Source organism: Aquimarina rubra (assembly GCF_042684305.1).
GTDB classification, from domain to species: Bacteria; Bacteroidota; Bacteroidia; order Flavobacteriales; family Flavobacteriaceae; genus Aquimarina; species Aquimarina rubra.
Window position 1 is genome coordinate 692383 of record NZ_JBHULE010000008.1, and the last position, 22616, is coordinate 714998.

The 22616-nt window shown below is 32.7% G+C and carries 22 protein-coding genes; 8 read left to right on the top strand and 14 right to left on the bottom strand.

From position 1 onward, the window contains the following. Nucleotides 1–55: 55 nt before the first annotated feature. Nucleotides 56–2800, bottom strand: a complete 2745-nt coding sequence (locus tag ACFSR1_RS07335; protein WP_378291114.1) for a CHAT domain-containing protein — start codon at nucleotides 2798–2800, stop codon at nucleotides 56–58. Then, nucleotides 2800–3201 carry a hypothetical protein gene (locus ACFSR1_RS07340; RefSeq protein ID WP_378291116.1) on the bottom strand — a complete coding sequence of 134 codons (402 nt, stop codon included), beginning with the start codon at nucleotides 3199–3201 and terminating at the stop codon, nucleotides 2800–2802. Before ACFSR1_RS07340 ends, ACFSR1_RS07335 begins: the two co-directional genes overlap by 1 nt. A 112-nt stretch (nucleotides 3202–3313) precedes the next feature. Between ACFSR1_RS07340 and ACFSR1_RS07345 the strand changes: the two genes are divergently transcribed. Together ACFSR1_RS07345 and ACFSR1_RS07350 are read left to right on the top strand one after the other, a co-directional pair. Next, entirely contained in the window at nucleotides 3314–3877 is a 564-nt protein-coding gene (locus ACFSR1_RS07345; protein WP_378291118.1) for an RNA polymerase sigma factor, read from the top strand. Then, nucleotides 3874–4671, top strand: coding sequence for a tetratricopeptide repeat protein (locus ACFSR1_RS07350; protein WP_378291120.1), 798 nt, complete (start codon nucleotides 3874–3876; stop codon nucleotides 4669–4671). Before ACFSR1_RS07345 ends, ACFSR1_RS07350 begins: the two co-directional genes overlap by 4 nt. Before the next feature lie 111 nt (nucleotides 4672–4782). Here the strand turns inward: ACFSR1_RS07350 and ACFSR1_RS07355 are convergent, their stop codons facing one another. The 9 genes from ACFSR1_RS07355 to ACFSR1_RS07395 form a co-directional block, all read right to left on the bottom strand. After that, nucleotides 4783–7767: a M16 family metallopeptidase gene (locus ACFSR1_RS07355; protein WP_378291122.1), complete on the bottom strand. Its 2985-nt coding sequence runs from the start codon at nucleotides 7765–7767 to the stop codon at nucleotides 4783–4785. 160 nt (nucleotides 7768–7927) lie between these two features. Further along, complete coding sequence (gene sucD / locus ACFSR1_RS07360) at nucleotides 7928–8800, bottom strand: succinate--CoA ligase subunit alpha (protein ID WP_298540399.1); 873 nt, start codon at nucleotides 8798–8800, stop codon at nucleotides 7928–7930. Between the two features lie 167 nt (nucleotides 8801–8967). Next, complete coding sequence (locus tag ACFSR1_RS07365; protein WP_378291124.1) at nucleotides 8968–9375, bottom strand: nuclear transport factor 2 family protein; 408 nt, start codon at nucleotides 9373–9375, stop codon at nucleotides 8968–8970. After that, nucleotides 9368–10306, bottom strand: coding sequence for a UDP-3-O-(3-hydroxymyristoyl)glucosamine N-acyltransferase (locus ACFSR1_RS07370; RefSeq protein WP_378291126.1), 939 nt, complete (start codon nucleotides 10304–10306; stop codon nucleotides 9368–9370). The genes ACFSR1_RS07365 and ACFSR1_RS07370 overlap by 8 nt, the downstream gene beginning before the upstream one ends. 35 nt (nucleotides 10307–10341) lie before the next feature. Beyond that, nucleotides 10342–10908, bottom strand: coding sequence for an elongation factor P (gene efp, locus ACFSR1_RS07375; protein WP_108804079.1), 567 nt, complete (start codon nucleotides 10906–10908; stop codon nucleotides 10342–10344). 45 nt (nucleotides 10909–10953) lie between these two features. Beyond that, complete coding sequence (lpxA, locus tag ACFSR1_RS07380; RefSeq protein WP_378291128.1) at nucleotides 10954–11736, bottom strand: acyl-ACP--UDP-N-acetylglucosamine O-acyltransferase; 783 nt, start codon at nucleotides 11734–11736, stop codon at nucleotides 10954–10956. 55 nt (nucleotides 11737–11791) lie between these two features. Next, complete coding sequence (locus ACFSR1_RS07385) at nucleotides 11792–13195, bottom strand: bifunctional UDP-3-O-[3-hydroxymyristoyl] N-acetylglucosamine deacetylase/3-hydroxyacyl-ACP dehydratase (RefSeq protein WP_378291130.1); 1404 nt, start codon at nucleotides 13193–13195, stop codon at nucleotides 11792–11794. Next, nucleotides 13188–14216 carry a UDP-3-O-(3-hydroxymyristoyl)glucosamine N-acyltransferase gene (gene lpxD, locus ACFSR1_RS07390; RefSeq protein ID WP_378291132.1) on the bottom strand — a complete coding sequence of 343 codons (1029 nt, stop codon included), beginning with the start codon at nucleotides 14214–14216 and terminating at the stop codon, nucleotides 13188–13190. The genes ACFSR1_RS07385 and lpxD overlap by 8 nt, the downstream gene beginning before the upstream one ends. 25 nt (nucleotides 14217–14241) lie before the next feature. Next, complete coding sequence (locus ACFSR1_RS07395) at nucleotides 14242–15471, bottom strand: HD domain-containing protein (protein WP_378291134.1); 1230 nt, start codon at nucleotides 15469–15471, stop codon at nucleotides 14242–14244. Nucleotides 15472–15690: 219 nt separating this feature from the next. On the opposite strand from ACFSR1_RS07395, the gene porX reads away from it, so the two are divergent. From porX to ACFSR1_RS07420, 5 genes are all read left to right on the top strand, one after another. Continuing rightward, the gene (porX, locus tag ACFSR1_RS07400) at nucleotides 15691–17241 is read left to right on the top strand and encodes a T9SS response regulator signal transducer PorX (RefSeq protein WP_378291136.1); all 1551 of its coding nucleotides are present in this window, start codon (nucleotides 15691–15693) and stop codon (nucleotides 17239–17241) included. An 82-nt stretch (nucleotides 17242–17323) separates the two neighbouring features. Next, entirely contained in the window at nucleotides 17324–17728 is a 405-nt protein-coding gene (tsaE, locus tag ACFSR1_RS07405; RefSeq protein WP_378291138.1) for a tRNA (adenosine(37)-N6)-threonylcarbamoyltransferase complex ATPase subunit type 1 TsaE, read from the top strand. A gap of 262 nt (nucleotides 17729–17990) precedes the next feature. Next, nucleotides 17991–18176, top strand: coding sequence for a hypothetical protein (locus tag ACFSR1_RS07410; RefSeq protein ID WP_378291140.1), 186 nt, complete (start codon nucleotides 17991–17993; stop codon nucleotides 18174–18176). Between the two features lie 785 nt (nucleotides 18177–18961). Then, on the top strand, nucleotides 18962–20161 hold the full coding sequence (locus ACFSR1_RS07415; RefSeq protein WP_378291142.1) for an alanine dehydrogenase: 1200 nt from the start codon (nucleotides 18962–18964) through the stop codon (nucleotides 20159–20161). 287 nt (nucleotides 20162–20448) lie between these two features. Continuing rightward, nucleotides 20449–20823, top strand: a complete 375-nt coding sequence (locus tag ACFSR1_RS07420) for a DUF4258 domain-containing protein (protein ID WP_378291144.1) — start codon at nucleotides 20449–20451, stop codon at nucleotides 20821–20823. Here ACFSR1_RS07420 and ACFSR1_RS07425 read toward each other — a convergent pair whose 3' ends face one another. Further along, the gene (locus tag ACFSR1_RS07425; RefSeq protein WP_378291146.1) at nucleotides 20824–21345 is read right to left on the bottom strand and encodes a GNAT family N-acetyltransferase; all 522 of its coding nucleotides are present in this window, start codon (nucleotides 21343–21345) and stop codon (nucleotides 20824–20826) included. A gap of 75 nt (nucleotides 21346–21420) precedes the next feature. Between ACFSR1_RS07425 and ACFSR1_RS07430 the strand changes: the two genes are divergently transcribed. Then, on the top strand, nucleotides 21421–21603 hold the full coding sequence (locus ACFSR1_RS07430) for a hypothetical protein (RefSeq protein WP_378291148.1): 183 nt from the start codon (nucleotides 21421–21423) through the stop codon (nucleotides 21601–21603). A 4-nt stretch (nucleotides 21604–21607) separates the two neighbouring features. Here ACFSR1_RS07430 and ACFSR1_RS07435 read toward each other — a convergent pair whose 3' ends face one another. After that, the gene (locus ACFSR1_RS07435; protein WP_378291150.1) at nucleotides 21608–21898 is read right to left on the bottom strand and encodes a DUF1272 domain-containing protein; all 291 of its coding nucleotides are present in this window, start codon (nucleotides 21896–21898) and stop codon (nucleotides 21608–21610) included. A gap of 45 nt (nucleotides 21899–21943) precedes the next feature. After that, a complete protein-coding gene (locus tag ACFSR1_RS07440) occupies nucleotides 21944–22603 on the bottom strand; it encodes a pyridoxamine 5'-phosphate oxidase family protein (RefSeq protein WP_378291152.1) in 660 nt (219 codons plus the stop codon). Nucleotides 22604–22616 lie beyond the last annotated feature (13 nt).

Consider the following 22616-nt stretch of genomic DNA (forward strand, 5'->3'; position numbering starts at 1 on the left):
TTTTTCTAATTATGCTGTCCTGTTACAACAATCATTATTTTGTTACCCAAAAAAATTATCTTTTTTTAAGAAAAAATACTAAAGCACTAAGAATTAGTACTAAAAGAAGTGAAAAAAAAATTCCATACAGAAGTATATTTGATGGAAATAGTTTGGTTTCTGCATCACCAATCAATACAAAAGTGGCCCAATAATGAGGAGATGTATCTGATAAAGAAGCTGATTTTAAGTAGTTAATTTTAGCATTATGCAATGCTTTAGATTTGGTCTGACCTTCTTCTAAGTTATGATAGAAACTCTCCATAATCTGAGCTGTAGATTTGTCATTAGCGTTCCAAAGAGAAGATATAACCGTATTAGCCCCTGCATAGAAAAAACCTCTTGCCAAACTCATCACACCTTCACCTTCGGCTATTTCTCCTAAAGATGTATTACAGGCACTTAGTACCACCAATTCTGCTTGATTTCGGGAAGTGTACAACTCATGATACTCTAGATTAGTATCATGAAATGCTATCTGAAGATTATCTGAAAAATTGGCATGTGTAGCCAGGTGAATTATCTTATGATCATCTGTATTAGATAAAAAGTTATACTTAGAAGCTTCTTCGTTACTATACCTATCTCCTACTATATACTTAGTGATACCTTCTATCTCATTACTACTATTGCTAATATCTTCAAGATTATCGTGATCAAAATTTATAGGGGCAAATGTTACTATATCTTTAGAAGGTTCTCTCTTTACAGTAGCATTATGTTGTAAAAAAGACATAGAGTATGCGTAACTTATTTCATTATCTTCAATGAGGTATCTATTTGTTTTTTTATCTATTATTAGAGCTTCGAAAGGAATATATTGTAAAGTACCATCCGGGATGATTACCAAATGTTTTTGATACAAAGACATAGAAATTTTATCTTTAGGAATTAGTAAAGCATATAGTTCTGAAGCTGTTTCATTAAAAGCTAATCGATCCTGCTCTGTCTCAAAAGGCTTAGACAATTGATTTCTATAGGCGCTAACAAGCTTTTCTAATTCACTTAGCTTGCCAATTCTAAGGATCTCCGTTTGTGTTTTAGAAATTAAAGTAGCATATACAACACTAAAAGAATCGTAATACTCATCGTGATTAGTGATGTATGAAATTACTATATCGCCATCATCCATGGTTTCTTGAACATTCTTTAGATCCACAATACCGGTTGTATTTTGATCTTTATAATATGCAGGAAATAGTATTCTTAAAGAATCTTCTTGTTTTTGGTATTGTCGTTTTAAATTAAAGCGTGCATTTTCTAATAATGTAATACTATCCTTATTTTTATTAGATGATATTAAATTATCAATATCAAGAATCTGTTTTTTTAAATCATTTTCTAATGCTAATACTGTATCCGGTAGTTTTGATTTATCAATATTTTCAAGAATACCCTCTGTTAAGAGAAGTGCTTTCTTTTTTTCTGAGAAATAAAAAGCTTTTTCACTCTCTTTAAGTATTTCACAAACTAATATTCCTTTTAAATAAATTTCTGAAGCTTTTTCTCTCCAGTATAATCTTGATCCATCTTCTTTACTAACATCAATCAAAATATCTACTAAGGTATCTGCTGATAATAAATTGGACAGCGCAAGCTCGATATGTTTTTTATTATTTTCCTCTTCATATAACTTTATAAGGATAGTAGATTTCTGAATTAATGCTAACAAAATATTATGTTGGTTATCCGAAATCCTTAACTCTTTCAGATCTGGTAAAGCGTTCATATCACGACCCAAACCTGCACTCTCCATTAGAGATTTTTGTATTTTATCTAAGGCATCTTGATATTGATTATTTTCAAAATAATAGTGACTTAATTGATGATATGCAGTTGACTTTTCTTCTGTTTCTATGGCGTATTTAATCCCTTCATTTAAAAAGAAAAAAGCACTATCCATTTGTTGTTCCTTTTGAGAATCTCTGTATAAATCTCCAAGTGACACAAATGAAGTGTAAATAAAAGTGGAGTCTTTGTCTTGAATTGCCTTACTTAAATTTCTGTTACTATAATATTTAGCTTTATCAAAATCATATCTTTCTATTTTACTATAATAATTTGCATAGTAATTATTAAAAGTTCTGTAATCTCTTATTGAATAATTAGGTAGTTGATCAAAAAGTTGGTCGACTTTGTCCAATAATTCTTTTGCTCTATCTAAACTATCAGGTGTGCTCATATTTAGTAGAACTAGAGCATGATTAAGATATTTAATAAGTAACACATTTTTATTACCAAATTTCTCCAACCCAGAAATTCCGTGAACATAATACTCATCCGACCTGAAATAATCATTTATAGAATAATAATACTTTCCTAATTCACAATAGGCTCTGGCAGTGGAATAATCATCTATATTAAGTGCTATTACTTCTCGATAACACGTTAAAGATTTTTCAAAATTTTTAATTTTAAAATACAAAAACCCTAGTTTGTATAGGGCTTTTGCATACTCATTATTCTTTATATCCAACTTTCGATATAAAGATATTTCATATTCTGTATAATCAATTGCTCTTTCGTATGACTGTATTCTATAAAGTTTCTTTGAAAAATCGCCGGCAATTTTAATAGCCTTTAACTCCTCTCTATTGCTTTCATATATAGCAACAATACTGTCAACTTCTTTTTCTATAAACGAAATCTCAATATTTTTATCATCCCATAAAGATTCATAAAATGAATAAAGGTCCTGAGAATTTACGCTGGCGTAAAAAAGTATAAAAAGAACGGATAATTGAAATCTATAAAGGTTCACTAATTCCTACCATTAGATTTATCACAATTAGTATTAAAAATTACGTGCTGTATTGCTTCTCGTAAAGGTTCGTCACTAGAAGTATCAGTAAGAGGTCCTGGCATTCTAGCTGCTTCCACAGTCCATGTTTCTGTATCTTCATCCTCGCATTCCACAATATCTGATATTAACAATAAACCTCTGTAGTGCACCCGTACTTCATTTTTAACACTTTCGGGAGTTCCTTCCACATAGATGATCAAAACTTCCATTCTTCCTTCCTCATCTATATAAGGCCTCCATTTCACCTCAGTTGTTTCCTCAATAGTAATATCGTTTGTAACCGGATCAGAGGTACAGCCAACCATGAAAATCATTGCACAAATAATTGTAACTTTATTTATAAAAAATTGTCTAATCATTATCTTACTTTTTTAAATTATAATATTTTCACCTTATTAGTTACCAAAAAGCTCATTTTGTTACCCAAGTGAGGATAAATATTTTGTTTAACCAAGGAATCACAGTATTTTAATGATTGAAAATGAACAATATCTTACCAGTTTACTGAATAATGATTCTAAAGGAATCATGAAAATTTATACTGCAGTTTTTCCCAGAGTTAGAAAGTTTCTTTTACAAAATAAGGGCACCCAGCAGGATGCAGAAGATATTTTTCAAAAAGCATTAATCCAGATCACTGTTAGATATAGAAAAGAGAGATTTGAAATCAATACAAGTTTTGAAGCGTATTTATTCACCGCTTGCAAAAATTTATGGCGCAGAGAATTAAATACTTCAAAAAATAGGGTAACAAATAGTGATATTATTGAACTAGTACCTGCAGAGCGCGATACTGCGTTAACCATTTTAGAGCAAAAGAGATGGGAATTATTTAGCGAAAAACTTGATTTGATCTCGGGAAACTGCAAAAAAATATTGACTATGTTTTTCAATAATAGCTCATATGCGGACATGGTTAAAAAAATGGGATATAGTTCTGAAACTGTAGCAAGGCAACGTGTTTTTAAATGTAAAACAAAATTATCAAAGAAGATCAAAGACGATCAACGTTATAATTCACTCAAAAAGTTATGAGTATAGAAGAAGACATATTAATTCAAAATTTTCTTAGGGATACACTTTCAGAAAAAGAAAGAAACGAAGTATTGCTTAGAATGGAAAACGATAACGATTTTCGAGAAAAGGTAAACTTTGAAAAACAATTACTTCTTAATCTAAATGAAAACAAATGGAGTGTTAGTAGGAATCAAGAGTTACCGGAAGTAAAGGAATATGAAGCATTGCTTAAAAGTGAATCTACTCAGACATTAACAGATACAATAAGTGCCGTGAATTATGAGTACCAGTTAAAACAAAACAGCGGAAATCAATCCTGGCTCTTATATACTGGTATAGCAGTCATTTTATTTGTTATCGGTCTCACGATTTTTTCGCCTTTTAAAGCTTCTCCAGAAGAATTATATGTAAGTTATTTAGATGTATCGGAATTACCTTCTTTAGTAGATCGGGGAAATAGTGAACAAAAATCACTAATCCAAGCACAAAAATTATTTGAGGCTAGAGAATATCGCCAATCCTTAGATATTTTAGAGAAGGAACTTTCTATTATGCAGAAAAACCAAGCTACTATATATCTTTATACAGGAATTTCTCAGATGGAACTAGGTCAATTCAATAAAGCGGAAATTAGTTTTAATGCATTAATAGAAAGCAAGCTTATAGATGCACCTAAAGGAAAGTGGTTTAAAGCTCTATTATTTCTCAAACAAAATAGTATAGAAAAAGCAAAGGAATTACTTTCTGAAATAGCCAAATACCCTAATAATTATAAATCAAAAGAAGCATCAGAGCTTTTAGACCAATTATAAACAAAAAATCCATCCGCCTTAGGCAGATGGATTTTTTTAGTTAGTAACCTCTTTATTTCTTAGAGGATCTAAACTTTATTGTAACTTAAAAAAAATTATATCTTTTGCCGATTACATTTTAACGTCCTCATCGTTCTTTTCGTAGTTAAATAAATAATCTATATCCATTTCCTTCACCTCACCTAACTTTTTTAAAGCCTTCATATCTACATCCTTTTTATTACCTATAACCAGAACATTATAATTCTCACCTTTAATATTCTCATTAAAAAATGTCTTAAGATCTTCTAACTTCATATTCTTAATAGCATTATACATTTCTTCTCTATTATCGTTATCTATACCCCTTTTCTTAAGACGCTCATATGTCCAGAAAATATTAGATTTCGTAATACGTTGCGCGGCAATTTTCTTTAATGTTGCTTCTTTTGCTTGATTAAACTGCTCTTCTGCTTCTGGCATATTTGTCATTAATTCCATCATTGCATCAACCGCCTGTGGCATTTTATTAGCTTGTGTACCAACATAGGCCATTACATAATCTGATTCCCCTACTTCTCTTCCTTGATCATAACTAGAAAACGCAGAATATGCCAACGATTTAGATTCTCTTATTTCCTGAAACACGATAGAAGATAATCCGCTACCAAAATAGGTATTAAACAATCGAGAAGCAGCCATTTTTTTAGGATCAAATTCAGCTCCTTTAGCTAATAAAAGCATCTCACTCTGCACCATATCATAATCTACAAAGTAAACATTACCACCTGTTTCCTTTTCTATATATGTAGTCTTCTCCGGGTACTCTAATAAATTAGATTTTACTGTATGATTTTTATCTAAAGATGCGATGGCTCCGTCGATATCATTACCATAATAGAAAATACGTTGCTTAAAATTACGCAACTCCTTTACCTTATCCACCAATTCTTGTGGATTCATTGCCTGTAATTCTGAAGCAGTATAGATATTACGTAAACGTGAATTCTCACCATATTTACCATAACTCATAAGCCCATTCCAAAAAATATTCCCTTTTTGAGTTTTATTATCCTTACGTCCTTTTAAGACTTTATCTACATACTTATTATATGTCTCTTGATTTGGTACCGCATTGTTCCATAAATCTTCTAACAAAGTTAAACCAGCATCAAGATTTTCTTTTAGTCCCGAAATACCCACATAAGTTTTATCATTGGCAGTAAAGACATTATAATTAACCCCTATTTTATAAAACTCTTGTTTAAGCTGTTCGGGTGTATACTTATCGGTGCCTAAATAATCTAAATAACCAGCAGCCAGAGACATTTTAGGATCATGATCTTTACCCATATCAAAAATGATATTTAAACTAAAAATATCATTATTAGGGTTTTCTATATGTGATACTGATAATCCATTACCCGTCTTACTTTCCTTGATAGCTGTCTTATAATCTATAAATTGAGGAGATAATGCTGTAGCTTCCAACTTATTAAACTCTTGTAAAAAGACAGACTCTTTATCTCTATTTAATTCAATTGGAGTAATTCCAGGGTTTTCTACCTTAACGATACTCTTGTCTTCACCTTTTATTTTATGGACTTCAACATAGTTATTACCGTATAAGTTATTCGCAAACTCTACAACTTGTTCTTTTGTGATTTCTTTCATATTATCTAACATTTCCAAGCGATTTTTCCAATCCTGAAAACCAATAAAAGCGTCTAAATATGCATATGCTGTAGAGGATGCATTTTCATATTGTTGAATTTGAGATAAGCGTAAATCATTAACAACGGCATCTAACAACCATTCTTCGAACTCTCCTTTTTTAATCTTATCAATTTGCGCTAATAACAAATCTCTAACTTCATCTAATGTTTGATCTTCTTTTGGTGTTCCATATAATAAATGAAATCCATAATCATTATCAAAATTTGTATAGGACGAAGCATTTTGAACTAATTGTTTTTGATTTAAATTTAGGTCAATCAATCCTGCCTGAGAATTTGCAAGCATATAATCAATAAGAGTTACTATTACTTCTTGCTCAGTTCCTTTACCTTCTGTTCTAAAAGCTACATAAATAGACTCCGAGGTAGGGCCATATACTTCTTTTTTAACAGGAGTAGCAAGTGGTGCTAATTTTTCAAATGTAGGATGCGAAACTTCTTTCTTTTTATAAGACCCAAAAGACTCGTTTACTTTTTTAATCGTAGCATCAAAATCAATATCTCCCACTAATATTACTGCCATATTATTTGGTACATAATACTTATCAAAATATGAGTGAATGGCCTCCATTGAAGGATTTTTAAGATGCTCTGATATTCCTATTGTAGATTGCGTACCATATGGATGTGTTGGGTACAAACCTTCTAATACAGCAAAATACTGCTTACGTCCATCACTATCTTGACCTCTGTTAAACTCTTCATATACAGCTTCTAATTCCGTATGAAACAAACGCAATACCAACTTACTAAAACGCTCACTTTCTACAGTTAGCCATTTATCCAATTCATTAGCAGGTATTTTATTCACATACACAGTTTGCTCATTTGATGTAAAAGCGTTTGTTCCCTCTGCTCCTAACGAACCAACCATCTTATCATATTCATTGGCTATAGAAATCTTAGAAGCTTCTTGAGAGATTTCATCTATCTTTTTATAGATTTCTTTTTTCTTTGTTGAATCTGTTTCTGCCTTATGAGTTTCATACAAATCAGAAATTTGTTTCAAAAGGACATTCTCTTTCTCAAAATCCTGTGTACCAATTTTATCAGTTCCTTTAAATACCATATGCTCCAAATAATGCGCTAAACCTGTATTATCTGCTGGGTCATACGTGGATCCCGCACGGACTGCGATAAGCGTTTGTATTTTAGGCTCTTCTTGATTTTTCCCTAAATAGACCTTCAGACCATTGTCTAATGTATATAATCGTAAACCTGTAGGGTCATTGGAAACTGTTTCATAAGAAAACCCAGCAGCATCGGTATGTGATTCTACTGTAAGTTCTTTGTCTGAATTTGTTTCTTGATTTGATGAATTCTTACAATTACTCAGTAAAAATAAAAAGGATAATAGTAAGACTGATTTTAATGATTTCATTTAATTAGTTTAAGTTAATATTGTTTAATGTACTATTAAACGTTTAATGTTAAAATAAGTTACGGTTTTTAAGAATATTTTAACAATAAAAAATCCACAAGAACCGAATCTTATGGATTTTCATTAAAATATTATAAATAAAGTCTTACTCTAGCTATTTTTAGCCTAAAACTTCAGCTACTTTTTTACCGATTTCTGCAGGAGAATCCACTACGTGAATTCCACACTCTCTCATAATTGCTTTCTTTGCTGCAGCAGTATCTTCACTTCCTCCAACGATTGCACCAGCATGTCCCATCGTACGTCCTGCAGGTGCTGTTTCTCCTGCAATAAATCCAACTACCGGTTTAGAAGTTCCGCTTTCTTTAATCCATCTAGCTGCGTCTGCTTCTAATTGCCCACCTATTTCACCTATCATCACAACACAACTTGTTTCTGGATCATTGATTAATAATTCCACTGCTTCCTTTGTAGTAGTTCCAATAATTGGGTCTCCTCCAATACCAATAGCAGTGGTAATACCTAATCCTTGTTTTACAACTTGATCCGCTGCTTCGTATGTTAAAGTACCAGATTTGGAAACAATACCAACGTTACCCTTTTTGAAAACAAAACCTGGCATAATACCAACTTTAGCCTCACCAGGAGTAATAACACCCGGACAGTTAGGGCCGATTAAACGACATCCTTTACCTTTTATATAATTAGAAGCTGTAATCATATCTGCAACAGGAATACCTTCAGTAATAGTAATAATTACTTTAATTCCTGCATCAGCAGCTTCCATAATAGCATCTGCAGCAAATGCAGGTGGTACAAAAATAATAGTAGTATCAGCTCCAACTTCTTTCACTGCATCTTCTACAGTATTAAAAACTGGTTTGTCAAGATGCGTTTGCCCTCCTTTTCCTGGAGTTACACCACCAACAACGTTGGTACCATACTCAATCATTTGACCAGCATGAAAAGTACCTTCACTACCTGTAAAACCTTGAACTATTATTTTAGAATCCTTATTTACTAGAACACTCATTGCGTTATGATTTTTTTATTTTTTTTAGCAGTTTCAAAAGTACGCTTTTGAATACTATAGTTAAAATGAAAAATCAAAAAAAATCTATTTTTTGATTTTTTAATTTTCTCTACCTATATTATATTATTTTCAGAAAAGTTAAAACAGATTAATTCACTTCTAAAAATTTATTCAGAGAAAAAAGATTTTAAATTTTCTGGAGTATTATCGCCTTGTTGACTAATCTGATATCCTCTATATAACTTACCATCTTTTAACTCCCAAATAGCTATAAAATGTGCTATTGCCTCTTCTTTATCGGGTGCTTCGATAGTTTTAGCTACATATGTATATCGAACCGTTACCATACCATCCTCTTCCAGAAGGTGGCTAATTTCACATCGAAACGTTTCAAAGGAACGAGACATCTCCTTAAACATGGTCTTGATATCATCGAAACCTTTTTTATTGTAGCCAAAACTACTGTTCCAATTTAATTCAACTTCTGGATGTAAATACTCAGAAAAGGCGTCTATATTATGGATCAAATCCGTCTGATAGAATGATTTAACTACCTCTTTTGCTGTTTTACTCATTATTCTTTAATTTTTCTATTATTTCGGGTATTTGCCTGATGGCAGCAATTTCTTTATATTTTTTTCTAAAATCATCTGCAGGCGTACCAAAATAGCTTTTATGTCCTTCTAAAGATTTACTAATTCCGGACTGGGCAGACACTACCGCTTTTGTTCCGATTGTAATTCCACTGGTGACTCCTACTTGTCCCCACAACGTAACTTCATCTTCTAGCACCACGCAACCGGCAATACCTACTTGAGATGCTATCAAGCATTTTTTTCCAATAACCGTATCATGTCCTATATGAACTTGATTGTCTATTTTGGTTCCTGATTTAATCGTTGTATCACCTGTTACTCCTCTGTCTATAGTACATAACGATCCCAAATCAACATGATCTTCTACTACAACTCTACCACCAGAAATTAGCTTATCAAAACCTTCAGGGCGATTTTTATAATAAAAAGCATCGGCTCCTAATACAGTTCCGGAATGTATCGTGACATTGTTTCCTATGACAGTACCATCATATAAACTTACATTGGCGTGTATTACGCAGTTATCTCCTATCACTACATCATTACCAATAAATGCTCCGGGTTGGATAACAGTGTTCTTTCCTATTTTGGATGTTTCTGATATGATCGAAGTAGCTTTCTGAAAAGGTTTAAAATATGTAGTTAACATATTAAAATCCCTAAAAGGATCATCTGATATAAGCAATGCTTTTCCCTCAGGACAATCTACTTTTTTATTGATCAATATTACCGTGGCTGGGCTTTCCAAGGCTTTGTCGTAATACTTAGGATGATCGACAAAAACAATATCACCTGGCGTAACCACATGAATCTCATTCATACCTAATACCTGAAAATCAGGGCTACCAATAAATTCCGAAGATATTATCGTTGCAATTTGTTTAAGGGTGTGTGCTTGAGGAAATTTCATTATACAATTTAGAGTTTTAGAATACGATTTCTAAATTACTCTTTAATACGCTCTTTATAGGTTCCTTTTTCAGTTTCTACCTTAATTTTATCACCTTCGTTGATAAAAAGCGGAACCATTACTTCTGCTCCAGTTTCCACTGTAGCAGGTTTTGTAGCATTCGTTGCGGTATTTCCTTTGACTCCTGGTTCTGTTGCAGTTACTTCTAATATTACACTTGCCGGCATTTCTACAGAAAGTGGCATTTGATCTTCAGAATTTATAATTACGGTAACCACTTCTCCTTCTTTTAGCAATCCAGGAGCATCCAAAGTAGATTTTTCGAGTGTTATCTGATTATAATCTTCTGTATTCATAAAATGATATGTATCACCTTCTGCATATAAAAATTGAAATTTGTGTGTCTCAACTCTGACATCTTCAATCTTATGACCTGCGGAAAATGTATTATCAATTACTTTTCCGGTAGTTACACTTTTTAATTTTGTACGAACAAAAGCAGGTCCTTTTCCTGGTTTTACATGTAAAAACTCTATAATCTTATATATATCGTGATTGTATTTGATGCACAATCCATTTCTGATATCACTCGTACTTGCCATCGCTAATTTTATTACTTGTTGTTATTATCTATTTTTCAATATTTATTAATTTGAGAAATACCCTTTCATGATACCTCTTTGAGAGTTCTTTATAAACTCTAAAACCTCGTCTCGCTCAGGTGTAGCTTCCATTTCAGCTTCTATGATTGCCACGGCCTGAGAGTTATTATAATTACTTTGATACAATATTCTATAGATAGATTGTATCTCTCTTATTTTCTCTGTTGTGAATCCTCTTCTACGTAGACCGATTGAATTTATCCCAACGTACGATAAAGGTTCTCTTGCCGCTTTTGCATATGGAGGGACGTCTTTACGTACCAAAGACCCACCAGTCACAAAAGCGTGATTACCTATACTACAAAATTGCTGAACTGCTGCCATACCGGCAAGCACAACAAAGTCTCCTACATTAATATGACCTGCAAGCGTACTATTGTTAGAAAAAATACAATTATCTCCTACAATACAATCGTGTGCTATATGGCAATATGCCATGATCCAACAATTCTTTCCGATTTTAGTCTTCATTCTATCGGTGGTACCTCTATTAATGGTGACACATTCACGAATAGTAGTATTATCACCTATCTCTGTTGTAGTATCTTCATCATTAAACTTTTTATCTTGTGGAACTGCAGATATTACAGCTCCCGGAAAAATACTACAGTTTTTACCTATTCGGGCACCTTCCATAATAGTTACATTAGAACCAATCCAGGTTCCCTCTCCTATGACTACATTATTATGAATCGTAGTAAAAGGTTCGATAACTACATTTTTTGCAATTTTTGCTCCTGGATGAACGTATGCTAAAGGCTGATTCATTGATTTTATTTTAATGCTTTAGTTATCATCAAATATCAAATGATATACTAAATAATTATTTTGATTTTACTATTTGTGCCATAAGTTCTGCTTCTGTTACTAATTTTCCATTAGCATAAGCAAACCCTTGCATATGACAAATTCCTCTTCTTATTGGAGTAAGCAATTCTAATTTGAATATCAGCGTATCTCCGGGAAGTACTTGTTGTTTAAACTTTACTTTATCTATTTTCATAAAATAAGTCAAGTAATTTTCTGGATCCGGAACTGTACTCAAAGCAAGAATACCACCAGTTTGTGCCATTGCTTCTACTTGCATAACTCCTGGCATAACAGGTGCTCCCGGGAAATGCCCTACAAAAAATGGCTCATTCATAGTCACATTTTTCATTCCTACAACATGCTTGTCAGACATTTCCAAAATTCTATCAATCAATAAAAACGGAGGCCTATGCGGAAGCATGGACATAATTTTATTGATATCCATCAAAGGTTCTTGATTTAGATCAAATTGAGGAACTTTATTACGTTTATCAATCTTTATGATCTTGGATAGTTTCTTAGCAAACTGTGTATTTACATAGTGACCGGGTTTATTTGCTATAATTTTCCCTCTGATTCGAGTCCCTATTAAAGCAAGATCACCTATTACATCTAAAAGCTTATGCCTTGCAGCTTCATTAGGATAATGAAGTGTGAGGTTATCTAATATACCGTTAGGTTTGATTGCAATGGATTCTTTTCCAAAAGCAACTTTTAGCTTTTCCATAGTATCAGGACTCAGCTCTTTATCAACATAAACAATTGCATTATTTAGATCTCCTCCTTTTATTAAACCGTGCTCTAGCAACATTTCCAGTTCATGTAAAAAACTGAAAGTTCTGGCATCAGCAATTTCTTCTTTAAATTCTGAAAGATGTTTTAAGGATGCATTCTGTGTCCCGAGTACTTTTGTACCAAAATCTACCATTGTGGTCACCTGATATTCATCTGATGGCATTACAATAATCTCACTTCCAGACTCTTCATCAGTATAAGAGATTACATCTTTTACAATATATTCATCTCTTTCTGCCTCTTGCTCCACAATACCTGCTTCTTCAAGGGCCTCAATAAAAAATTTACTGGAACCGTCCATAATTGGAGGTTCTGAAGCATCAAGTTCTATAAGAAGATTGTCTATTTCTAAACCTACGCAAGCTGCCAGTACATGCTCGGAAGTTTGAATGCTTACACCGTTCTTTTCCAAGTTTGTACCTCTTTGTGTATTTACTACATAATTAGCATCGGCTTCTATAATAGGATTACCTTCTAAATCAACCCGACAAAAAGCATATCCGTGATTTTCAGGAGCAGGTTTAAAAGTTAGTGTTACTTCTTTTCCTGTATGAAGTCCTACTCCTTTGAGTTCAACTTCTTTTTGAATCGTTCTTTGTTTAATTGCAACGGCATTACTCATTGTCATCTATCTTTTTCTCAAGTTTGTATATTCTATCTACAATTTTGGGTAAATTTTTAAAATGTACGTAAGATTTATTATAATCTGAGTACCCTAACGCTGGAGATCCTTGAATGGCTTCTCCGTCTTTAATATTTCTTCCTATACCTGATTGAGCCTGGATTCTAACTCTATCACCGATAACCAGATGTCCTGCAATACCAACCTGACCTCCGATTAAACAATGCTTTCCGATTTTAGTGGATCCTGCAATACCTGTCTGCGCTGCTATAGCAGTGTGTTCTCCAATTTCTACATTATGAGCTATCTGGATTTGGTTATCCAACTTTACTCCTTTACGAATAATAGTAGACCCCAGAGTTGCTCTATCAATCGTTGTCCCTGCTCCTACGTCTACATTCTCTTCTATAATCACATTACCGGTTTGTGGTACTTTACTATACTCTCCTTTTTCATTTGGTGTAAATCCAAAACCATCCGCTCCAACAATTACTCCACTATGAATTACACAGTTATCACCTATAATTGATTCAGAATAAATTTTGGCTCCAGCGAAAACAACCACATTATCTCCAATAGTAACATTATCTCCTATATATACATTTGGATAAATCTTAGCATTTTTACCAATATTTACATTATCTCCTAAATAAGAAAACGCACCTAAATACATATTCTCATCATATTTTGCCGTTTCAGAAATAAAACTTGGTTGTTCAATCCCAGTTTTATTCATCTTTACCATATTATAGTAATCCAATAATTGTGAAAATGCTTTATATGCATCATCTACCCTTATCAAAGTAGTCTTTATATTGGACTCTGCTTCAAAAGTTTTATCTACAATAGTAATCGACGCATCAGTAGAATAAATATATGGGGTATATTTAGGATTAGACAAAAATGTTAACGAACCTTTCGTTCCTTCTTCTATCTTTGCTAGTTTAGATACTTCTACGGTTTCATCTCCCTCGATTTCACCATTTAGTATACCTGCAATTTGTGTGGCTGTAAAAATCATTAGCAACAAAAGTATAAAAAATGTGTTAATCTATATACTTTGGATAACATATAAAATATTTAGTTACTGGTTTTGACAATGCCTTCAAATTAAATTGGTCCGTAGCACGCACAATATCAACTATTTTGCTCGATTTATACAAAATATTTATATTCTGTTTATTTTGGTGATATGCCTGATTAGAAATCTTTCCTGTGAAAACAAAATAACTAGCTTCTTCATCAGAAATTCTATTTTTCATTCTAAATTCATCTAATCGTTTTTTGATTTTCTCTTCACTAAAGGCTTTCTTCTTTATTTTTATTCGTAGTAAATCTCTGTCTATAATCATATTACACAGGTTTCGCAAAACAAAATCTTCTGATAAAGCCCATTCTTTCATTGCAGAAACAATATCATAATCATCCAATTTTGAAAATGTCTCCAATACTTCAACCGTAAAATTATCCGCAGTAATTTTATTTTCTAAGAAGAATAGTAGTGCTTTGCTTGCAGTAAGCTTCTCTCCTTTATTTACCAATTCTTTGGCTCTTTTTAGAACTCTTATCAATAAATTTTCGGCAACGAGGCTTGTTTTATGAAGATATACCTGCCAATACATCAAACGTCTTGCTAATAAAAATTTCTCTACAGAATATATCCCTTTTTCCTCTACTACTAACTCATCATTAACTACGTTAAGCATTGTTATTAAGCGCTCACTGTTAATATTTCCTTCAGCAACACCTGTGTAAAAACTATCACGCTTCAGATAATCCATACGATCCATATCCAGTTGGCCAGAAATTAACTGGTGAAGGAACTTACGGTGATACTCACCTTTAAAAATTTGTATAGCAAGCGTTAAACTACCGTTAAATTCTTTATTGATTCTCTCCATAAACATCAAAGAAATGGACTCATGATTTATCTCATTTACAATGCTATGTTCCATCGCATGAGAAAAGGGTCCGTGCCCAATATCATGTAACAAAATTGCAATACACAACCCGTCTTCTTCTTCTTCAGAAATACTAACACCTTTAAAACGAAGGACTCGCACAGCATTTTGCATTAGATGCATACATCCTAGTGCATGATGAAACCTCGTATGGTGAGCACCTGGATATACTAAATATGAAAGACCCATCTGAGATATCCTTCGTAACCTCTGAAAATATCTATGCTCGATAAGATCAAAAATTAGTTCATTAGGTATGGTAATAAAACCGTAAATTGGGTCGTTTAATATTTTAAGTTTGTTTCTTTTTTTCAAGTTTACTATACTTTTGCTAACAAATATATATGTATGAATTCAGAATTACGAATTAAGGGTTATGAATTATTAGATAATATATATTTTAGAAAGTGAAACTGTAATTCTTCAACAAGGAAACAGTCAATTAATTACAACTAAATGATTCTGAAATTGATAACACGCTGAACTTAATTAGTCAGATCATTTAATAACAAGAAATAAAAACTTTAGCATATAATGAGCAATATAAAGATACTTTGGGTAGATGATGAGATCGATTTACTAAAACCACATATATTATTTCTGGAAAAGAAAAATTACGAAGTTACCAAATGCCAGAGTGGTACAGAAGCTCTGGAAACATTGGAAGAAAATAATTTTGATATTGTTTTTCTTGACGAAAATATGCCTGGACTTTCAGGAATAGACACTTTATCAGAAATCAAAGAAAAAAATGATAGTCTACCGGTAGTAATGATCACTAAAAGTGAAGAAGAATATATCATGGAAGAAGCTATTGGAAGTAAAATTGCGGATTACCTCATAAAACCTGTTAATCCAAATCAGATTTTGCTTAGTCTAAAGAAGAATTTAGACCATTCTAGATTAGTTTCGGAAAAAACTACATCAAATTATCAACAGGAATTTAGAAAAATAGCAATGGAAATGGCTATGGTAAATTCTTATGAAGAATGGGTAGAACTTTATCAGAAACTAGTTTATTGGGAAATTCAATTAGAAGATATTGAAGATACAGGTATGTTTGAAATCCTTGAATCTCAAAAAGTAGAAGCAAATTCTCAATTCTGTAAATTCATAGATAAAAATTATCCCGATTGGTTTAATGGCGATGAAGATGCGCCAATCATGTCGCATACTTTGTTTAAACAAAAGGTTGTACCAGAAATTAGTAAAGATCAACCAACATTATTCATTGTCATTGATAACCTGAGATATGACCAATGGAAAGCCTTCGAACCTATTGTAAATAATTATTACAAAAAAGAAGAGGAAATATCATATTGTAGCATTCTGCCCACTGCTACTCAATATGCTCGTAACGCTATTTTCTCTGGATTGATGCCTGCGGATATGAAAAAACAACATCCTGATTTGTGGTTAGATGATACCGATGAAGGTGGTAAAAATATGAATGAAAATGAATTCCTAACGGCCCAACTTAAAAGACTGGGTTTAAACATAAAGCACGAGTATTATAAAATAACAAATGAAAGGTCTGGTAAAACGTTGGCCGCGAACTTTAAAGGACTGAAGGATAATGATCTAACTGTAGTTGTGTACAATTTTGTAGATATGTTATCCCACAGTAAAACCGAAATGGAGGTTATTAAAGAATTGGCTTCTAACGATAAATCATATAGATCCTTAACCCAAAGTTGGTTTAAAAACTCTCCTCTTTTAGAAATGATACAGCAGGCTCAGCAAATGGGTTTCAAGTTATTAATTACTACCGATCATGGAACGATTAACGTTAAAAATCCGTCTAAAGTTATAGGTGATAAAAACACTAGCTTGAATTTAAGATACAAAACCGGTAAAAGTCTGACCTATGAAGACAAAGAAGTTTTAGCTGCTACAAATCCAAAATCTATACACTTGCCTTCCATTAATATGAGTAGTTCTTTTATTTTTGCAAAAGGTGATTATTTCTTTGCGTACCCTAATAATTATAATCATTATGTAAGCTACTATAGAAACACCTATCAGCACGGAGGAGTTTCTTTAGAAGAAATGATCATACCATTTGTAGTTTTAAAACCCAGGTAGTTAAAATAAGTAAACAGTAATAAGTATGCATAGTAACCATTACTAATATTGCATATATATACAATTTAAAGTATACAGTATAGTGAAAATCCAATATACCCTAAACGAACTTTCACAAACAGCAGAGGAACTTATAAAAAATGCAAAGCACAAAACCTTTCTCTTTGATGCAGAAATGGGTGTTGGTAAAACAACACTAATCAAAGAAATCTGTAAGCAATTAGGTGTGCAAGATACGATCTCCAGTCCTACTTACTCTTTAGTGAATGAATATAAAGGTAGAAAAGACACTATTTATCATTTTGATTTCTATAGAATACAAGATGAAGAAGAAGCTTATGATATAGGTTTTGAAGAATACTTGGATTCTGGTGCCTGGATATTTATTGAATGGCCAGATAAAATCTCTAATTTATTACCAGAAAAAAGTGTTAAAATCAAAATAGACCTTCTGGACGATGGTAAAAGAGCACTATTATTAGGGTAAAAACATGTTAAAAAAGTCGTTTTAGTAAAATTTAACAGAGTTACTCTTTTTCTTACAGGAATAATCAACTATTTTTAATGTTGATTTTTACAAGTACTTAATCGACAAAAACATGGTTTTTGACAGAAACAACGTAAGAATAATACTTTTTATCAGTAACAAAAGTATTATGTTACAGCTCGCAAAATTACAATTTTTTTGAATTCAACAGCTGTCTGATTTTCATCTAAGTTTGGCTATCACTAATTTAAAATCCAATAAAATGAAAATCACAACAACTATCTTTTTTAGCTTTTTCTTAACCCTAGCAACCTACATGTTCTCCGAAGTAGATAACAACCAGACAAAACCCAATACCTCAACCACACAAAATGACAACACCAAGCAAGGAACAGCCATCTCAAAATCCCTCGAAAAAACAAAAATTAAAGTACCTAAAAATAAGTAGTCTGATTGTTTTTCTCATAGCAACAGTACCTTTCTTATTTTATATAAATGATATTTTCCCGGATGGAGCCATCTGGGAAAACTCTTTTTTCACTTACCAGAGTAAATATTATGAAAGTGTGAATGTTTTTATATGGGTGTTTCTCGGTAAATTCATCCCGCTTGTTCTTTTTATTATTTGGTTTTTTACCTGTAAGCATTGGTGGTATCCAGTAATATTAATTCCTATCGCTCTATATTGTTTTCAACTGATCTCTTTAATTATTGAAGATTCTCATATAATAGATGAAAATGAAATCTTTTATCTTATACCAGTTACGATTTTGATTTTGAGTCTAGTATATACAATACGTACTAAAGTATTTGACAAGATACACGGTATTGACCTATCGGAATTGAATTCTTTTAATAAATCTGATAAAAGACCTTGGTGGAATAGATTTCGATAGCTCATTTGGTTGATTTGTATTAGAGGATATAAGAATAGAAATATCTAATTTGTTTCTCTTGCCTATTACAAAAACTCAATATATAGTAAAATGAAACTAATTATGTTTTGTAACACATCCTCAATCAACCTCTCCTTCAAAGAAGAGAAGCTAAAAAAAAATCTTATAAAAAGATGATGTGATCGTACTTTTCGAAAAGTCAAAACAAAAGAAATTAATGTGCCCTTTTTTCAGCTTAAAAACATAAACTCATAAACTCTTAAAACTTACATACTCATCTTCTAAATTTGGATGCTATTCATTTTTATTCGTAATTTAGATACAGAATATCACACAAATGAGCAAACCAACCTCTCCTTTTACGAAAGAGCAACTCTTGCCACAAGAGGAAATGATAGAAGTAGCACGTAAAAAAGGAAAACTTTTTATTGGTATCCCCAAAGAAACCAGCTATCAGGAAAAACGAGTATGCCTTACTCCTGATGCCATTGCTGCCTTAACAGCACATGGTCATAGAGTATTAATAGAGACAAACGCAGGAATTGGAGCAAGTTTTACAGATCGGGAGTATAGTGAAGCCGGAGCGGAAATTACCAATGACCCTAAAAAGGTATTTGGATGTCCTATAATTCTAAAAGTAGAACCACCATCTATGGAGGAATTAGAGCACATCAATCCCCAAACGGTACTGATCTCGGCATTACAGCTAAAGACTCAATCCAAAGAATATTTTCAGGAACTCGCAAAAAAGCGAATAACAGCTTTAGGTTTTGAATTTATCAGAGATGCTGATGGTGCCTACCCTGCTGTTCGCGCATTAAGCGAAATTGCTGGTACTGCTGCTGTGTTAATTGCTTCAGAATTAATGAGTAGCGCTACCCAAGGATCCGGATTAATGATGGGTAATATTAGTGGTGTTCCACCTGTAGAAGTCGTTATTATCGGCGCTGGTACTGTTGGAGAGTTTGCAGCACGATCTGCTATTGGTCTTGGGGCTAACGTAAAAGTGTTTGATAATTCTATCACCAAACTCAGATGTATACAAACACACGTTGGAAGACCTTTATACACCTCTACAATTCAACCAAAAAACTTATTAAAAGCATTAAGACGCTGCGATGTAGTCATTGGAGCTGTTAGAGGTAAAAATCGTTCTCCTATTATTGTTTCCGAAACTATGGTAGAACGTATGAAAACGGGTGCTGTAGTGATTGATGTTAGTATAGATATGGGAGGTTGTTTTGAAACCAGTGAAGTAACATCTCATGATCATCCTACTTTCGAAAAACATGGGGTTGTACACTATTGTGTGCCAAACATTCCATCACGCTACGCAAAAACATCATCCCTATCTATTAGCAATATATTTACACCTTATATTTTGCAGATCGGTGAAGAAGGAGGTATCGAAAATGCTGTTCGTTTTGATCGTGGACTAAAAAGTGGATTGTATTTCTACCATGGTATCTTAACCAGTAAATCCATTGCTGATTGGTTTGATTTATCGTATCGAGATATTAATTTGTTGATTTTGTAAAAAGGAGTTACTAAGCTGCTAAGCCGCAAAGAAACAAAGAATCCCAGTTTCTAATAAAATCTGGTATAATATCGGTTCCAAGCCGTCCCAATAAAGTTTTATCGATGAATGTACTTACGATTTTTACTTGATTGTAATTACAAGCTTGTCGAGGCAAACAAGAACTTAAAGCTTAAACTTTTTTCATATTTGTTACTTTCCAGAACAATGATTCAAAAACTTTGAAACTTTGAAACTTTGAAACTCTGAAACTTTCCTTACTTTTGGTCACTGAATTTTTATAGCACATGAAATTAGCGCATCGACTAGGTTTTTACTTTTTTGGTTTTATTATTGGATTATTTCTGTTATTCTTCTTTCTGGGCGGAAAAAAAGCCTCTTGTGACTATACTCCTACCGCTCGCGTATTAAAAAACATAAGAATTAAAGAGCGTGCCTTTTCTGAAGAAGTACTCGTTGCTATGCAAAACTATAGTATTGATACTGCCGATATCTCTAATATTCTAAAATCAGGAGATGTTGATTTTGGAAAAAGTAATACTAAACTAGACTCTTGCAACACCTATTTTATTGAAGGTCAGACTAAAGAGAAAACGATTGGACTAATGATCGCTAATTGCGATTCTATTGCAAAGGTAAATACCTTGGAGATTTTGAAATAATTATAACTTTCTACTCATCACCCAAAAATCAAAATCCTCTTTACCAATACTAAAAGCATGCTCTCCTACAATGGCATATGAATTTCTTTCATAAAATCGTACTGCTTTTTCATTCGATTTCAGAACAGATAACCAGATATACTCGCTACCACTGGTTATTGCCTTATTAAAAATAAGTTCCTGTAATTGAGCTCCTATACCCATAGACAAATATTCTTTTAATATATATATCTTTTGCAGCTTACACGGTTTTGTAGATTCAACAAACCCTGAAGGCGAATCCAGTTGAATTTTAGCATAGCCCACAACTGTATTACCATAATAAGCCACCCAATAGACATTATGCGGCTTGACAACACTGCTTCTCAACTTTTCTACAGAAAAAGTACGATCAAGATAATCAGTAAGGTCTTTTCTATCTTCAAAAAGATGTCCAAAAGATTGGTCAAAAGTTTTCTTGCCTAAAAAAGAAAGGTCGTGAACATCCTCTATCGTTGCTATACGTATGTTAATATTACTCATATATTATAAATCAAATCTGTAACAAAAAACGAAAACTAAACACTTATACATTATACAACATCTAAAACACCAAAAATGAAATATATTACAGGAACTACCTTAGCTTCAATTGGAATTTTATTCTCAATATTCGGTATGACTATATTAAGTGATTTTTACACCATAAAGTATATTGCATTAGGATTAGGTGTTATTCTTGCGATCCTTGGTGTCTATCTAGAACAAAAAGCAAAACAGAAAAATCAATCTAAATCTTAATATATCAACGTTCTCTAGCGTTTATATCCTTATACTTATTAAACAACTCTTTAAAAACTTTCTGATCCACAGGTTTATAAACAATCTTAGTACTTAAAGGATATTTCTCTAAAAGATGAGATGGTCTCGTCGGTCTTTTAGTAAAACCTCCTCCACAATTAGGACATACATTATGCAAAATGGATTCAACACAATCTTTACAAAACGTACATTCAAATGTACATATCATTGCTTCTTTGCTATCATTGGGTAATGATTTGTTGCAATTTTCGCAGGTTGGTCTTATTTCTAACATAACTATAAAATTATGAATTACGATTGTCGAATTATAAATTAAAATTTAGCTTTTATTTTTTACGTACTTTAATACCGCATCAGGAATCTCAATACCATCTTGCAAATCTGTATCAGAAACTGGATCACTAGCTATTTGCCTAATAGGCACCACTCCTGCCCAAATAGGTAAACCATGATCTTCTTTTTCATCCACAACGCCTTCTGCCCTAACCTTTGCAGAAGCCGTATCGATATTAATTGCCATGACCAATGTAGCATTAAACTCCTTATCGTTTGGTTGTCTAATATTATCCCAATGTCCTGGAACCATATGATTCAAAATACATTCTAAAGCCTTCATCTTTTCTATTGGATCTACTACTTTACGAACCTTTCCAAAGACGTTTACAGAACGATAGTTAGCAGAGTGATGAAAAGCAGATCGTGCTAATACCAATCCATCCAGATGGGTAACCGAAATACTAGCGCTTCCTGCATCCAATAAATTAGTGATCATCCTATTTTTTAGTGATCCATGAATGTAGATAGTATCTCCCTGTCTACCATAAGCAGTAGGTATTACAATGGCATTATTTTGCCAAACATATCCTACATGACATAAAAAAGCATCGTCTAGAATTTTATTGATTTCTTCTTTGTTGTAGCTTGCTCTTTTCGCTCCTCTAATTACCTTATTAAGTTTTGTTTTTGGGTATTGTTCCATTGTTCACTGTAAA

What these genes read in the sequence shown, in the direction of transcription:
- ACFSR1_RS07340 (WP_378291116.1), bottom strand. Translation starts at nt 3,201, where the DNA reads ATGATTAGACAATTTTTTATAAATAAAGTTACAATTATTTGTGCAATG.
- ACFSR1_RS07345 (WP_378291118.1), top strand. Translation starts at nt 3,314, where the DNA reads ATGATTGAAAATGAACAATATCTTACCAGTTTACTGAATAATGATTCT.
- ACFSR1_RS07350 (WP_378291120.1), top strand. Translation starts at nt 3,874, where the DNA reads ATGAGTATAGAAGAAGACATATTAATTCAAAATTTTCTTAGGGATACA.
- ACFSR1_RS07355 (WP_378291122.1), bottom strand. Translation starts at nt 7,767, where the DNA reads ATGAAATCATTAAAATCAGTCTTACTATTATCCTTTTTATTTTTACTG.
- sucD (WP_298540399.1), bottom strand. Translation starts at nt 8,800, where the DNA reads ATGAGTGTTCTAGTAAATAAGGATTCTAAAATAATAGTTCAAGGTTTT.
- ACFSR1_RS07365 (WP_378291124.1), bottom strand. Translation starts at nt 9,375, where the DNA reads ATGAGTAAAACAGCAAAAGAGGTAGTTAAATCATTCTATCAGACGGAT.
- ACFSR1_RS07370 (WP_378291126.1), bottom strand. Translation starts at nt 10,306, where the DNA reads ATGAAATTTCCTCAAGCACACACCCTTAAACAAATTGCAACGATAATA.
- efp (WP_108804079.1), bottom strand. Translation starts at nt 10,908, where the DNA reads ATGGCAAGTACGAGTGATATCAGAAATGGATTGTGCATCAAATACAAT.
- lpxA (WP_378291128.1), bottom strand. Translation starts at nt 11,736, where the DNA reads ATGAATCAGCCTTTAGCATACGTTCATCCAGGAGCAAAAATTGCAAAA.
- ACFSR1_RS07385 (WP_378291130.1), bottom strand. Translation starts at nt 13,195, where the DNA reads ATGAGTAATGCCGTTGCAATTAAACAAAGAACGATTCAAAAAGAAGTT.
- lpxD (WP_378291132.1), bottom strand. Translation starts at nt 14,216, where the DNA reads ATGATTTTTACAGCCACACAAATTGCAGGTATACTAAATGGTGAAATC.
- porX (WP_378291136.1), top strand. Translation starts at nt 15,691, where the DNA reads ATGAGCAATATAAAGATACTTTGGGTAGATGATGAGATCGATTTACTA.
- ACFSR1_RS07410 (WP_378291140.1), top strand. Translation starts at nt 17,991, where the DNA reads ATGAAAATCACAACAACTATCTTTTTTAGCTTTTTCTTAACCCTAGCA.
- ACFSR1_RS07415 (WP_378291142.1), top strand. Translation starts at nt 18,962, where the DNA reads ATGAGCAAACCAACCTCTCCTTTTACGAAAGAGCAACTCTTGCCACAA.
- ACFSR1_RS07420 (WP_378291144.1), top strand. Translation starts at nt 20,449, where the DNA reads ATGAAATTAGCGCATCGACTAGGTTTTTACTTTTTTGGTTTTATTATT.
- ACFSR1_RS07425 (WP_378291146.1), bottom strand. Translation starts at nt 21,345, where the DNA reads ATGAGTAATATTAACATACGTATAGCAACGATAGAGGATGTTCACGAC.
- ACFSR1_RS07430 (WP_378291148.1), top strand. Translation starts at nt 21,421, where the DNA reads ATGAAATATATTACAGGAACTACCTTAGCTTCAATTGGAATTTTATTC.
- ACFSR1_RS07435 (WP_378291150.1), bottom strand. Translation starts at nt 21,898, where the DNA reads ATGTTAGAAATAAGACCAACCTGCGAAAATTGCAACAAATCATTACCC.
- ACFSR1_RS07440 (WP_378291152.1), bottom strand. Translation starts at nt 22,603, where the DNA reads ATGGAACAATACCCAAAAACAAAACTTAATAAGGTAATTAGAGGAGCG.